The 12,985-nt window shown below is 70.4% G+C and carries 11 protein-coding genes; 3 read left to right on the top strand and 8 right to left on the bottom strand.

Annotation, left to right across the window (positions count from 1 at the left end; all coding sequences use genetic code 11):
• Positions 1-47: 47 nt before the first annotated feature.
• The gene (locus ABUE11_RS07425; protein WP_367068775.1) at positions 48-1,010 is read right to left on the bottom strand and encodes an asparaginase; all 963 of its coding nucleotides are present in this window, start codon (positions 1,008-1,010) and stop codon (positions 48-50) included.
• Positions 1,011-1,086: 76 nt separating this feature from the next.
• On the opposite strand from ABUE11_RS07425, the gene lexA reads away from it, so the two are divergent.
• The 3 genes from lexA to ABUE11_RS07410 all read left to right on the top strand — a co-directional run bounded on the left by lexA (position 1,087) and on the right by ABUE11_RS07410 (position 2,805).
• Positions 1,087-1,761: a transcriptional repressor LexA gene (gene lexA, locus ABUE11_RS07420; protein WP_367068411.1), complete on the top strand. Its 675-nt coding sequence runs from the start codon at positions 1,087-1,089 to the stop codon at positions 1,759-1,761.
• Positions 1,762-1,896: 135 nt separating this feature from the next.
• Positions 1,897-2,244, top strand: a complete 348-nt coding sequence (locus ABUE11_RS07415) for a hypothetical protein (protein WP_367068410.1) — start codon at positions 1,897-1,899, stop codon at positions 2,242-2,244.
• Positions 2,245-2,307: 63 nt separating this feature from the next.
• On the top strand, positions 2,308-2,805 hold the full coding sequence (locus ABUE11_RS07410; RefSeq protein WP_367068409.1) for a pyridoxamine 5'-phosphate oxidase family protein: 498 nt from the start codon (positions 2,308-2,310) through the stop codon (positions 2,803-2,805).
• Between the two features lie 3 nt (positions 2,806-2,808).
• On the opposite strand, the gene hrpA is transcribed toward ABUE11_RS07410, so the two are convergent.
• The 7 genes from hrpA to ABUE11_RS07375 all read right to left on the bottom strand — a co-directional run bounded on the left by hrpA (position 2,809) and on the right by ABUE11_RS07375 (position 12,956).
• The gene (hrpA, locus tag ABUE11_RS07405) at positions 2,809-6,855 is read right to left on the bottom strand and encodes an ATP-dependent RNA helicase HrpA (RefSeq protein WP_367068408.1); all 4,047 of its coding nucleotides are present in this window, start codon (positions 6,853-6,855) and stop codon (positions 2,809-2,811) included.
• A 67-nt stretch (positions 6,856-6,922) separates the two neighbouring features.
• On the bottom strand, positions 6,923-8,263 hold the full coding sequence (locus tag ABUE11_RS07400) for a Gfo/Idh/MocA family oxidoreductase (protein WP_367068407.1): 1,341 nt from the start codon (positions 8,261-8,263) through the stop codon (positions 6,923-6,925).
• A 103-nt stretch (positions 8,264-8,366) separates the two neighbouring features.
• Positions 8,367-9,077, bottom strand: coding sequence for a nitroreductase (locus tag ABUE11_RS07395; RefSeq protein ID WP_367068406.1), 711 nt, complete (start codon positions 9,075-9,077; stop codon positions 8,367-8,369).
• Complete coding sequence (locus ABUE11_RS07390; protein ID WP_367068405.1) at positions 9,071-10,228, bottom strand: thiolase family protein; 1,158 nt, start codon at positions 10,226-10,228, stop codon at positions 9,071-9,073. Before ABUE11_RS07390 ends, ABUE11_RS07395 begins: the two co-directional genes overlap by 7 nt.
• Positions 10,225-11,679: an AMP-binding protein gene (locus tag ABUE11_RS07385; protein WP_367068774.1), complete on the bottom strand. Its 1,455-nt coding sequence runs from the start codon at positions 11,677-11,679 to the stop codon at positions 10,225-10,227. Before ABUE11_RS07385 ends, ABUE11_RS07390 begins: the two co-directional genes overlap by 4 nt.
• 71 nt (positions 11,680-11,750) lie before the next feature.
• The gene (locus ABUE11_RS07380) at positions 11,751-12,335 is read right to left on the bottom strand and encodes a biotin transporter BioY (RefSeq protein ID WP_367068404.1); all 585 of its coding nucleotides are present in this window, start codon (positions 12,333-12,335) and stop codon (positions 11,751-11,753) included.
• 27 nt (positions 12,336-12,362) lie between these two features.
• Positions 12,363-12,956, bottom strand: coding sequence for a CbiQ family ECF transporter T component (locus tag ABUE11_RS07375; protein ID WP_367068403.1), 594 nt, complete (start codon positions 12,954-12,956; stop codon positions 12,363-12,365).
• Between the last annotated feature and the right edge of the window lie 29 nt (positions 12,957-12,985).

The following is a 12,985-nucleotide window of genomic DNA, read 5'->3' as shown; positions in this document are numbered from 1 at the left end:
GCCCACACACCTGCTCTACAACGCCCCGCCCTGCGGGGCGTTGTGCTTCATGCGCCGTCCATCAGCTCCAGCATCAGGCTGATGCGCGCCTTCACGGGGCTCAGTCCCTCGGCATCGCGCCAGGGCGCGCCCTCGATGGCCAGCATGCGCCCCTCGGGGCAGCGCGAGGCCGCGCGCACCGCCACGCCCGCGGCCACGGCGCGCGCCAGCGCTGCCTCGAGCGCGCGGTGCAGCGTGCCATTGCCCGTGGCCGCCACGACGATGCCACGCACGCCCTTGTCCACCAGCCAGTCCACCACACACCCATCGGCGCCGGCATGGCTATGCACAATCTCCACGCGCGGCCAGGCGGCGGTGGCCAGACCGGGCAGCAGCGCGGCATGGCGCGGCGCCGTGACGGCGGGCGCGCGCCCATGGGCCCAGCGCACCCGCCCGGCCTCCACCCAGCCCAGCGACCCCTCGTCGCCCGAGGCAAACGCATCGAGCCGCAGCGGGTGCACCTTGCTCACGGCGCGCGCGCCATGGACCACGCCGGCCGCCACCATCAGCACGCCGCACGCAGAGGGCTCGGCCGCGAGCGTCACGGCATCGAGCAGGTTCTGCGGCCCGTCGGGCACCAGGGCCGTCGCCGGGCGCATCGCGCAGGTCAGCACCACGGGCCTGGACGCGGCCAGCAGCTCGCGCAGCAACCAGGCTGTCTCCTCCAGCGTGTCCGTGCCATGGGTGATGACGATGCCGGCCACGAGCGGGTCCGCCAGGTGCTGGGCGCAGCGCCCGGCAAGCCTGGCCCAGACCGAGAAATCCATGTCCTTGCTGTCGATCTGCGCGATCTGCTCTGCCTCCAGGTTGCAGGGAGATGCCTGCGCCAGAGCGGGTACGGCGGCCAGCAACTGCTGCACGCCGATCTGCCCGGCCGTATACCCCACGTTGGCGCCGGCCACGCTGGAGGTGCCGGCAATCGTGCCTCCGGTGCCGAGCACGACAATTTTTCTTGTTGCAGCCACTTGCAGCCTTTCAAAAACTGTTCAAAAATACAGGTACTGGATTGAAATACAGTTTGCTGTTCAACCCCACCGGACTCACGCCATGCTCGACAGCCCCAAGCTCACCGCCCGCCAGCAGCAGATCCTGGACCTGATCCAGACCGCCATCGCGCAGACGGGCGCCCCGCCCACGCGCGCCGAGATCGCGGCCGAGCTCGGCTTCAAGTCCGCCAACGCTGCCGAGGAACACCTGCAGGCGCTGGCGCGCAAGGGCGTCATCGAACTCGTGAGCGGCACCTCGCGCGGCATACGTCTGTGTGGCGAGACCGTGCGCAACATCAACGCCGTGCGCGGCACCCAGTTCAGCCTGCCGATTCCGGGCCTGTCGCAGCTCACGCTGCCGCTCATAGGCCGCGTCGCCGCGGGCTCGCCGATTCTGGCGCAAGAGCATGTGGACCAGACCTACACGGTCGAAGGCAGCCTGTTCGCGCACAAGCCCGACTATCTGCTCAAGGTGCGCGGCATGTCCATGCGCGACGTGGGCATCATGGACGGCGACCTTCTGGCCGTGCAGGCCACGCGCGAGGCGCGCAGCGGCCAGATCATCGTGGCCCGCCTGGGCGACGACGTCACCGTCAAGCGCCTGCGCCGTACCGGCAGCGCCATCGAGCTGCTGCCCGAGAACCCCGACTACCCCGTGATCCGGGTGCAGCCCGGCGAGCCCTTCGAGATCGAGGGCCTGGCCGTGGGCCTGATCCGCAACACCATGCTGATGTAAGCAGCACGGCGCCGCCGCAGGTGGCGGGCGTCTGGCATGGGGCAGCTGCCCCATGTCAACCCTGCGGATAGGCGCCTCGTCCTTGGCAATCCTGCCTGTGTTCCACCTTCATGCCCTGCATGCCGGAGTCTTCACATGGGATTCGCTCTCTCCGCCCTGTCTTCACTCTGCGAGCCGCTGCGCCGCATCGCCACGTCCATGCGCGCGCGCCCCACGCACCATGGCCTGCCCGGCCTCATGCGCACCGCATACCTGGCCGACACCCAGGCCAGCAATGACCCGCGGTGCGCGGCTATCGCCGGCCCTGCGAGCCGTCGGGCCGCCACCCCTGGCCCTGCGGAGCCCGCCCGGCCGCTTGCGGGCGCGCCAGCCCGCCCGCTGCGTGTGGTGGTGAGCCGCCAGGACGGCAAGCCCTGCCGCCTGGTGATTTCCGGGCGCATGGCCGATGTCTGTGCCGAGCTCAACCGCCTGGCGCTGCATTGAGCCCAGGCCGATGAGGCGCGGCATTTCTACAATCGGCTGCACTACGCAGCCACTACCCATGCCATGCCCCACGAATCGCGCCTCGATCACTCCCTGAGGCAGTTGCTCAGCAGCCGCCGCACGGCGGCACTGGCCACGCTGCCGCCCGGCGACGACGCACGGCAGTCCGCCATGCCCATGGTGTCGTTCGTGCCGTTTGCCATCGACCCGGCCGCGGGCGCCTTCGTGATCCATGTCAGTGCGCTGGCCGCCCACACGCGCAACCTGCAGCGCCAGCCCATGGCGTCGCTGCTGATCACGGCCCCCGAGGAGCCCGGGCAACCCGTCCATGCGCTGGAGCGCGTGACCGTCTTCGGCCGCGCCACGGAGCTGGCCGCGGACGATGCCGCCGAGAGCCGCGCGGCCTATCTGGGCCGCTTCCCCGAGGCCGAGCCCATGACCGCCCTGCCCGACTTCCGCTTCGTGCGCATCACGCCGCTGGGCGCGCGCCATGTCGCGGGCTTTGGCGCGGCGCGCGACCTCTCGGCCGAGGAGCTCGCCGCCCTGCTCCTGCCCCGATAGCCGTCACGACAGCAGCTGCGCCCAGACCTTGTCCAGCCGCTTGCCACTGACCGGGTAGGGAGTGCGCAGCTCCTGGGCAAAAAAGCTCACGCGCAGCTCCTCGAGCATCCAGCGGTATTCCTGCATGCGCGCGTCCTGCTGGCCCTTGCGCTCTGCGACCAGGCGCCAGTAGCGCTGCTCCAGCGGCTGCAGCTCCTTGAACTTGGCTGCGTCGCGCGCCGGGTCGGCGCGGTATTTGTCGAGGCGCACCGTGATGGCCTTCAAGTAGCGCGCAAAGTGCTGCAGCTGCGCCCAGGGGGCCTGCGCGATGAAGTTCTTCGGCATCAGGTTTTGTAGCTGTCTGGCCGCGTCCTGTGTGGCCTCCGGCGCGTTTTTCGTGTCCTTGATCTTGCGCTGGGCTGCTGCGTATTCCTGCAGGATGGCGCCCGCCAGGCGCGCCACCTCGTTGGCAATCAGGGTCAGCCGCCCGCGCCCGTCCTGCACGCGCTGCTTGAACTGCGCCGCGTCCTGCGGCAGGGGATCCTGCAGAAAGGCGCGGTCCATGGCCACGTCGATGATCTGCGCGCGCAGCTCCTCCTGCGTGCCCAGCGGCATATAGGCCACGGCCATTTTCTGCAGGTCGGGGATGTTTTTTTCCAGGTACTTGAGCGCGTCCCTGATCTGCAGCGCGCACAGGCGGCGCAGGCCCAGGCGGTGGCGTGCGGCGGCGACCTCGGGCTCGTCGAACACCTCTATGGTCACGGCGTCGCCCTGGTCTATCAGGGCCGGAAAGCCGATCAGCGTGTGCGCGCCCTTTTTGAGCTCCATGAGCTCGGGCAGCTCGCCAAAGCTCCAATCGGTATAGCGGCTGTCGCCCTGGTGGGTGGCGGCGGGTGCTTTGTTTTCAGGAGCTTCTTGCGCTTTCCTGCTGGCGTTTTCAGATAGATTTGTCTTTTGTTCTGTTTCTGGACGGGCGTCGCCAGCTATCTTTAACGCAGCAAGCGCCTGAAACGCCCCACGCGCCTTGCCGCCCCATTCAGCCTTGAGCGCCGCGAGGTTGCGCCCCTGGCCGAGCTGGCGGCCATGCTCGTCGATGACGCGCAGGTTCATGAACAGATGGGCGCTGAGCATGTCGGGCTTGAAGTCGGCGCGCTTGATGTCGAGCGATGTTTCGTCGCGCGCCTGCTTGAGCAGCACGTCGATCAGCCCGCCCTGGCTCCAGCGCTCCTCCCGCAGAAACAGCGTGGCCAGGCGCTCGGCATGTTCGGGCAGGGGCACGAAGCGGCTCCTCGGGCGCTGCGGCAGGCTTTTGAGCAGGGCCTGGATTTTTTCCTTGAGCATGCCCGGCACCAGCCATTCGGCGCGCTCCTCGCTCGCCTGGTTCAGGGCGAACAGTGGAATCGTCACCGTGAGGCCGTCGCGCGGGTTGCCGGGCTCGTGCAGGTAGCTGGCGGCGCAGTCCACGCCGCCCAGACGCACGATCTTGGGAAACTTGTCGCTGGTGATGCCCGCGGCCTCGTGGCGCATGAGCTCGTCCTTGGACAGGCGCAGCAGCTCGGGCTGCGCCTTGCCCGCCTGGCGAAACCATTTGTCGAAGGTGGCGCCGCTGTAGACGCCCTCGGGAATGGCCTGGTCGTAGAAGGCGTAGATCAGCTCGTCGTCGACCAGCACGTCCTGGCGCCGGCTCTTGTGCTCCAGGTCTTCGACCTTGCGAATGGTCTTGTGGTTGGCAGCCAGAAAGGGCCAATGCGTCTCCCACTCGCCCTCGACCAGCGCGCGGCGAATAAAGAGCTGGCGCGCCTCGACGGGATCGACGCGGCCATAGCTCACGGCGCGCTGGTTGTAGACCACCAGGCCGTAGAGCGTGGCGCGCTCGTAGGCCACCACATCCGCCTGCTTCTTGCTCCAATGCGGGTCCAAGAGCTGCTTTCTCAGCAGATGAGCGCCCACCTCCTCGAGCCACTGCGGTTCTATGGCCGCAATGCCGCGGCCGTAGAGGCGAGACGTTTCGACCTGCTCGGCCGCGACGATCCAGCGCCCGGGCTTCTTGGACAGGTGCGCGCCCGGGTGCGGGTGGAACTTGATGCCGTGCGCGCCCAGATAGGCTTCGCTCTCCTCGCCCTTGAAGCCAATGTTGCCGAGCAACCCCGAGAGCATGGACAGGTGCACCGCCTCGTAACCCGCGGGCTGGGGGTTGAGCGGCCACTGGTGCTCGCGCACCACGGTGAGCAGCTGCGAATGGATGTCGCGCCACTCGCGCACGCGCCGGATGTTCAGGTAGTTCTGGCGCAGCAACTGCTCCCATTGGCGGTTGCTGAGCTTGTGGGTGTCGCCCTCACCCCTGCCCTCTCCCGCTGGCGGGAGAGGGAGTGAATTGCCCCCTCTCCCTCTGGGAGAGGGTGGGGGTGAGGGCTGCGCTCCGCTCGCGCGCTGGCTCACGGGCAGAAACGCCTGGTTCTTCGCCCGCCCGGGCGCGCCGGACTGCGCCGCCATCTCCTTGCGGCTGGTGGCCACCACCTTGCCGCCGCGCGCATCATGCAGCCAGTTCCACAGGCGCACGTAGCCGCTGAACTCGCTCTTCTCGTCGTCGAACTTGGCGTGTGCCTGGTCGGCCTGCGCCTGTGCGTCGAGCGGCCGATCGCGCACGTCCTGCACCGACAGGGCCGAGGCGATGACGAGCACCTCGGACAGGGCGCCGCGCTGACGCGCCTCCAGAATCATGCGCCCCACGCGCGGGTCCAGCGGCAGCCTGGCGAGCTCGCGGCCCATGGGCTGCAGGTTGCCACGGTCATCGACCGCGCCGAGCTCCTGCAAGAGCTGGTAGCCGTCGGCAATGGCGCGGCCCGAGGGGGCCTCCAGAAACGGGAAGTTCACCACGTCGCCCAGGCCCAGGCTCTTCATGCGCAGGATGACGCCGGCGAGCGACGAGCGCAGGATTTCGGGATCGGTAAAGCGGTCGCGCTGGTTGAAGTCCGCCTCGTCATACAGCCTGATGCAAATGCCGTTGGCCACGCGCCCGCAGCGCCCGGCGCGCTGGTTGGCCGCGGCCTGGCTGATGGGCTCGACCAGCAGCTGCTCCACTTTGCTGCGGAATGAATAGCGCTTGACGCGCGCCGTACCTGCGTCAATCACGTATTTGATGCCTGGCACGGTGAGGGAGGTCTCGGCCACGTTGGTGGCCAGCACGATGCGCCGCTGGCTGTGCGCGTCAAAGATCCTATCCTGCTCGGCCTGCGACAGGCGCGAGAACAGCGGCAGCACCTCGGCGCTGCGCAGCACGGGCGAATGCTGCAAATGCCGGCGCAAATGGTCTGCGGCCTCGCGGATTTCGCGCTCGCCGGGCAGAAAGATCAGGATGTCGCCACCCGCCCCGCCCTGCCAGAGCTCATCGACGCCATCGGCAATCGCGTCGTTGAGGTCGTAGTCCTTCTTCTCCTCCCATGGGCGCCAGCGCATCTCCACCGGATAGGTGCGCCCCGACACCATGATGACCGGCGCCGGGCCGTTCTTGCTCTTGAAGTGCTGCGCAAAACGCTCCGCGTCGATGGTGGCCGAGGTGACGACCACCTTGAGGTCTGGCCGCTGGGGCAGTATCTGCTTGAGATAACCGAGCAGAAAGTCGATGTTCAGGCTGCGCTCGTGCGCCTCGTCGATGATGAGCGTGTCGTAGGCTCTCAAAAGCGGGTCGGTCTGCGTCTCGGCCAGCAGGATGCCGTCGGTCATGAGCTTGACCGAGGCGCCCTTTTGCAGTGTGTCGGCAAAGCGCACCTTGTAGCCCACCACCTCGCCCAGCGGCGTTTTCAGCTCCTCGGCAATGCGCTTGGCCACGCTGCTCGCCGCAATGCGCCGCGGCTGGGTGTGGCCGATCAGGCGGCCGCGCTCGCCCTCTGGTGCGTTGCAACGGCCGCGCCCCAGGGCCAGGGCGATCTTTGGCAGCTGCGTGGTCTTGCCCGAGCCGGTTTCGCCGCAGACGATGATGACCTGGTGCTTGTCCATGGCCGCCATGATTTCGCCCCGGCGGGCAGAGACGGGAAGGGACTCGGGGAAGCTGATCTGAAACGGCAAAGGCATAGGGGGCGGGATTATCCCAGCCCGATCTCCTTCGCGCCGCACAGTCGGCCCGCGCCGGGGCGACGGCTCAGGCGGCGAACAGCGCCTCCATCTCGCGTCGCACGCGGTAAGCGGCGCTGTCCTGGTCCATCGCCACATCGTCCCAGCACAGGCTCTGGCCCTTGGCGACGGGGCGCAGCACGCGCACGCCATGGGCCAGGCCCAGCGGCAGGCCGCCGAGCGCGCGCGACGTGGCGGCCGGCAGCAGCTTGCCCCAGACGGTGTAGCCGCCCTCGCCGTCAAGCAGCTCGCCCACGCGCAGGTCGCGCTTGGCCGTGGCCACCACATCGGCGTTCCAGTCCTGTGGCGCGCCCGTGGCCTCGCCGCGCAGCGCCACGCTGGCCACCGACATGCCGACCTCCAGCCCGATCAGGTGCCAGCGCTTGTAGAGCGTGAAGTAACGCCCGCTCGGGTCGGTGTGGGCGTTGTATTCCTCGAAGCAATGGCGGATGTAGTCGGTCTCGGCCTCCACCGTCACCCACACGCCCATGCGGATGTCATACGGAATCTGGCGGCCGTCCTTCTCCAGCGAGGAGATCACCTCCACCATGCCCTTTTTCTCCAGCACGCCGCCCTCGGCGATGGGGCGGGTGACGAAAGGGATGTCCTCCACGCTCGCGGGCGGGTAGCTCAGGCCGTTGGCGGGCACGGCCAGGCCCGTGGCGTTGGAGACGGCCGTGCTCTCTATGGCGGGCTTGGAGCCGTCGAGAAAGCTGTTGAACATCTTGGGGTTGAGCCCGCCGCGCGCGGCCTGCTCGGGCGTGAGGCCGTAGTAGCCCCAGACCGTCTCGGGCGTGGACTCACAGAAATGCGGCAGCCACTTGTGGCCGCGCCCTGCCGCCACCACCGGAAAGCCGCAGGTGCGCGCCCAATCGACGAGGTCGCAGATCATGGCCGGCTGGTCGCCGTAGGCGAGCGAATAGATGACGCCCGCGGCCCGCGCCTTGCGCGCCAGCAACGGGCCGCAGAAGGCGTCGGCCTCCACGGTCACGTTGACCACATGCTTGCCGTGGGCGATGGCCTCCAGGATGTGATCGACCGCGGCCAGCGGGTTGCCCGTGCATTCCACGACGAGCTCGATGCGCGGATCGCGCACCAGCGCCTGCCAGTCGTCCGTGACCCAGGTCGTCCCCTGCGCCAGCGCCTGCGCCATGGACGGCGCCGCGGCCTGCTCCGGCCCCCAGCCCACGCGCGCCAGATTGGCATGGGCGCCGGCCGGGTTCAGATCGGCAATGCCGACCAGATGCACGCCGGCCATGCGCGGCACCTGCGCCAGGTACATGGCGCCGAACTTGCCGGCGCCGATCAAGGCAATGCGAATGGGGCGGCCCTGGCGAGCGCGCTCGAGCAGAAGATGGTGAAGGCTCATGGAACGTGGAAGAAATGAGGCGCCGCCCAGGCGCGGAGGTCAAGGCCGAGGCACCGTAGCGCAGGAGGCGTCCAGCGTCTCTCGGGTCAAAACCTGATCCGTCTCAGCCCAGCACCTGAAAGTACTGCGCCAGCGGCTCGCGCGCGGTGCGCGTGCGGTTCACGGGCGCCTGCCCATCCTCCCAGCCCAGGGCCATGCCGCAGACCACGAGCTCCGACGCGGGCAGGCAGAGCGCCTCGCGCACGATCTGCGGGTAGCTGGCCAGCGCGCCTATGGCGCAACTGGCCAGGCCCTGGGCCTCGGCGGCCAGCATCAGCGCGTGCAAACACATGCCCAGGTCCATGAAGCCGCCGGGGCCGAATGCACCGTCTATGGTGACGACCAGGGCCACGGGCGCATCGAAGAAGCGGAAGTTGCGCTCGAACTGCGCCGCCCTGCCCGCCGCATCGCCGCGCGCCACGCCCAGGGCGCCATAGAGCGCCTGTGCCGCGGCCACCTGGCGCTTGCGCAGCTGCAGCGGCATGGGGCGCGGAAAGTAAGCGTAGTCCTCGGCCTCGGGCAGCTCGTCGCGCCAGGCCTGCGTCAGCGCGTCGGTCAGGCGCGCACGCGCCGCGCCCTGCACGGCCCAGAAGCGCCCGGGCTGCAGATTGGCGCCGCTGGGCGCAAGCCGCGCCGTACGCAAGAGCCTCTCAAGCAGTGCCTGCGGCACGGGCCGGTCCAGATAGGCGCGCACGGAATGGCGCGCGCGTGCCAGCGCCTCCAGCCCATCGGCGGCCTCGGCCATGGGTTCTGCCATGGGTTCTGCCCTCAACATGGCGCGGCCTCCACCCAGGTCGCCGTGCCCAGACCGCCCGCGCCCGCGATGCAGGCCATGCCGCGCCGTGGCCCGGCGCCGGGCATTGCAGACAGCTGCGCCAGTACCCGCACCAGCGCGATCGCGCCCGACGCGCCAATGGGGTGGCCGCGCGCCAAGCCCCCGCCGCCCGCGTTGATGGCCGCTGGCGACAGGCTCAGGGCATCGCAGAAGGCCAGGCCCTGGGCAGCAAAGGCGTCGTGCAGCTCCAGCGCATCAAGGCTGTCCAGTCGCCAGCCACTGCGCACTGCCGCGGCGCGGGCCGCATCCACGGCGCAGAGCATGGGACAGTCGGGTGCACCGCCCACGCTGGCGCTGCCGCACCAGTGGGCGCGCGCTCGCAACCCCAGGCGCTCGCAGGCCTGCCGGCTGGCCAGCAGCAGCAGCGCCGCGCCATCGGCGCGGGGCGAAACGGCCACGGTGCTCAGGCTGCAGTCCATGCCGTCGCCCGCCCGGCCCGCGGCCACGGCGGGCATGCGTGCCACGCGCTCGGCGCGCAGGGCGCGGGGGTAGGCGTCATGGTCCAGGCCGTTGATGGGCACGATCTCGGCCGCCAGGCGCTCGCGCGCGGCCAGCGCGCGGGCGTGGCTGGCGATGGCGTAGCCGTCCTGCGCGGCGCGCGGCAGGCCCAGGCGCCGCGCGCCGCCCAGCGCGGCCTGCAGCATGTCGGGGTCGCGCTCGGGCCAGGGTGTGAAGGCCGGCTGCTCGTAGGCCAGGGGTGCGCCGCCATCGGCCGGCCGGTGCATGCGCAGCGGCGCGCGGCTCCAGGCCTCGGCGCCGCCGGCAATCACCACCTGCGCCTGGCCCAGGGCCAGCAGGCCGCAGGCATGGGTGATGGCGTCCAGCCCGGCGCAGCATTGGCTGTCGAGCGTGATGGCGGGCACCTGCTCTGGCAGGCCCGCCGCCAGCGCCAGCACGCGCGCGGGGTTGCCGCCCGCGCCAAGCGCGTTGCCCAGCACCACGGCGTCCACGGCGCTGGGCGCCAGGCCCGCGTCGCGCAGCAGGCGCGCGACCAGCGGCGCGGCCAGCTCATGCGGCTGGCAGCCGGCCAGCGCGCCACCCACGGGCGCCACGGGCGTGCGCGCCCAGGCCAGGATGGGCATGGCGTTCATAACAAGGGCTCCAGAAAGCTGTCGGGCTTGGAAATCGCCGGCTGCAAATCGGCCAGCGCGCGACCCACGGCGGCATGGTCGGTCTTGCCGCTCGCGGTCTGGGGCCAGTCGCCGCGCCACAGCCACCAGTGGCGCGGCGTCTTGTAGGGCTCGAGCGCCGCGCGGCACCAAGCGGCCAGGTCCTGCACCGTAGGCGCCACCGCCCCGGCCCGCCATTGCAGCACGGCATGCACGCGCATGCCTCGCAGACCGTCGGCCCGGCCCTGCAGGCTGGCCTGGGCCACGGCCGGGTGGGCCAGCAGGCGCGCCTCGACCTCCTCGGGAAACAGGTTCTTGCCCTGGGTGACGAGCATACGGCTCTCGCGCCCGCACAGGTGCAGCAGGCCACCCTCATCCAGATAGCCATGGTCGCGCACCGACAGCCAGTCGCCCACGCGCAGCGCGGCCGTGGCGTCGCCGGGGTTCACATAGTCCATGAACAGCATAGGGCTGCGCACCCAGATCAGGCCGGGCTCGCCGGGCGGCAGCTGCGGGCCATGGGGGTGCGGCGCGATGCGCAGCTCCACATTGCTGAAGGGCCGGCCCACGGCCTGGGCCGGCGCGGCGGGGTCGGCGTCCATCCAGGCGATGTAGCTGGCCTCGGACGCGCCATAGAACTCGACGATGCGCGCGCGCGGAAACAGCGCGCGCAGCGCGGGCGTGCGCTCGCGCAGCCAGCGCGCGCCGCTGATCAGCACCAGTTCCACACCCGCAACCGGCGCCAGGCGCCTGCGCCGCGCATGCTCGAGCATCAGCACGAGCTGGCTGGGCACAGCGACCAGCAGCGGCGCGGCGCCCGCACGCAGCGTGGCCAGCGCGCGCGGCGCGGAAAAGCGCTCCTGCAGCACGGCGCCCGCGCCCGTCCACAGTCCGAGCATGGCGCCGAACAGAAACAGCGAATGCGACATGCGCCCGGGCGCGAACACGCGCGTGGCGGCTGCGGCGCCAAAGTCCCGCTGGCTGACGCGAAAGCTCTCCACCCAGGAGCGGTGGTGGCGCACAAAGCCCTTGGGCAGGCCGGTGCTGCCCGAGGTAAAGCCCGTGTAGAACGGCGACAACGGTGAGATCGGCGAAAACGGCGTGGCCCGGCCCGGCTGGCCGGCCTGGGGCAGCCGCGCGGCCACGGCCTCGGCCACGCCGGCGGGCCATTGCGCATCGCCCATGGCGGCGCAGCGCCCGCTGGCGATCACGCCCAGAAACGCGACCACGCTCTCGAGCGTGCCCATGGCGCCCGAGAGCAGCACGCTCGCGGGCGCGCGTGCGGCATCGAGCCGGCGCGCCTCGGCCTGCACGCGCGCGTGCAGCTCGGCATAGCTCAGGCCCTGGTTCTCGTTGGCCAGCGCCAGCGCATGGGGCCGCTCATGCGCCCAATGGGCGAGCGGCCCGTGGACCAGCTCGAACGCATCGTGCATGGCATCGGCCAGGCCATCGTGCGGCAGGCCCGCCATGGGCGTGGCGGGCGCCTCGGCCAGGTTGGTGCAGCTCAACGCTCACGCCCGCCAAACTGCCAGTCGGGCAGGGCCTTGGCCACCGTGTGCACGACCACCGCGCACAGCACGCACTTGACCAGGTCGCCGGGCACGAACACCAGATCGGCCATGAAGGCCTTGGCCAGCGGCATCTGCGCCAGCATTACCAGGCCCGCGATGCCCATGGCATGCAGGAACACCAGGCCACCGAGCACCGAGGCGATGAAGGCGCTCACCGCCGTGCGCAGCGGGCGGCCCTGGGGCAGCGCATACATGAGCGCGCCCGTCACGCCCGCGGCGAGCGCGTAGCCCACGAGATAGCCCGCCGAAGGCGCCATGAACACGCCCAGGCCGCCGCGCCCGCCCGACAGCAGCGGCAGGCCCGCGGCCACGGCCACGAGAAACAGCAGCAGCGCCTGAAAGCCCCGGCGCGCGCCCAGCAGGCAGCCCGCGAGCATGACGCCCAGCGACTGCAGCGTGATGGGCACGCCCAGCGGCAGGTCGATCTTGGGCACCAGCCCCATCACCGCCATGAGGGCGGCAAACAGCGCCACCAGCGCCATGGAGTGGGAAGACTTGCGGGAGACGGCAGCAGTCATGAACAGTCCTTGAAAGAAAACAGGGGGTCACCCGCCCAGGCGGGCATAGAGGGCATCGGCCACGCGCCGCGCAGCCTGCAGCATCTGCACCGTGAGTGGCGCGATGAGCCGCAGGCCACCGGGGCGGCCCGTGCGCAGGCGGTGGGCCTCGTCGAGCCGGCGCCACTGCACGAAGAAATGCTCGGTAAAGCGCAGCATCAGCGCCATCTGCAGCGACCAGCGCTCGGGCCGCAGGCCCAGGCGCGCGAGCGGCGCCATCCATGCGTCGAGCACCAGCAGCAGATCCGTGGGACGCGTGCTCACGGTGAGCGCCACGCCCAGCGTGGACGCGCAGGCCAGGCGCAGCGCGCTCACGGCCGCCACGTCGGGCCGGCCCATCCACAGGTGAAAGCCCGCGACCAGCGCCGCCGCCACGAGCACCGAGACCATGAGCCGGCGCGCCACGCGTGTGGCCGCCCCCAGGCTGGCCCAGAGCAGCGCGCAGCCCAGCGCGGCCAGCGCCAGCATCCACGGCGCAGGCAGCAGAAACAGCAGGCTGCCGAGCAGCGCCATGGCCACGAGCTTGTGGCCCGCGCCCAGGCGGTGCAGCCAGGTGAGGTGTTCGCTGTAGAGACTGCCCATGGCCTTGATCCTTGCGTGCGTCCGACCCC

The sequence above is a fragment of the Oryzisolibacter sp. LB2S genome, from assembly GCF_040732315.1.
GTDB lineage: Bacteria > Pseudomonadota > Gammaproteobacteria > Burkholderiales > Burkholderiaceae_C > Alicycliphilus > Alicycliphilus soli.
Note: the sequence above shows the minus strand (reverse complement) of the source record. Positions and strands in the feature narration are given on the sequence as shown.

Coding starts and splice junctions, on each gene's coding strand:
- lexA (WP_367068411.1), top strand. CDS start 1,087: ATGCTCGACAGCCCCAAGCTCACCGCCCGCCAGCAGCAGATCCTGGAC.
- ABUE11_RS07415 (WP_367068410.1), top strand. CDS start 1,897: ATGGGATTCGCTCTCTCCGCCCTGTCTTCACTCTGCGAGCCGCTGCGC.
- ABUE11_RS07410 (WP_367068409.1), top strand. CDS start 2,308: ATGCCCCACGAATCGCGCCTCGATCACTCCCTGAGGCAGTTGCTCAGC.
- hrpA (WP_367068408.1), bottom strand. CDS start 6,855: ATGCCTTTGCCGTTTCAGATCAGCTTCCCCGAGTCCCTTCCCGTCTCT.
- ABUE11_RS07400 (WP_367068407.1), bottom strand. CDS start 8,263: ATGAGCCTTCACCATCTTCTGCTCGAGCGCGCTCGCCAGGGCCGCCCC.
- ABUE11_RS07395 (WP_367068406.1), bottom strand. CDS start 9,077: ATGTTGAGGGCAGAACCCATGGCAGAACCCATGGCCGAGGCCGCCGAT.
- ABUE11_RS07390 (WP_367068405.1), bottom strand. CDS start 10,228: ATGAACGCCATGCCCATCCTGGCCTGGGCGCGCACGCCCGTGGCGCCC.
- ABUE11_RS07385 (WP_367068774.1), bottom strand. CDS start 11,679: ATGCACGATGCGTTCGAGCTGGTCCACGGGCCGCTCGCCCATTGGGCG.
- ABUE11_RS07380 (WP_367068404.1), bottom strand. CDS start 12,335: ATGACTGCTGCCGTCTCCCGCAAGTCTTCCCACTCCATGGCGCTGGTG.
- ABUE11_RS07375 (WP_367068403.1), bottom strand. CDS start 12,956: ATGGGCAGTCTCTACAGCGAACACCTCACCTGGCTGCACCGCCTGGGC.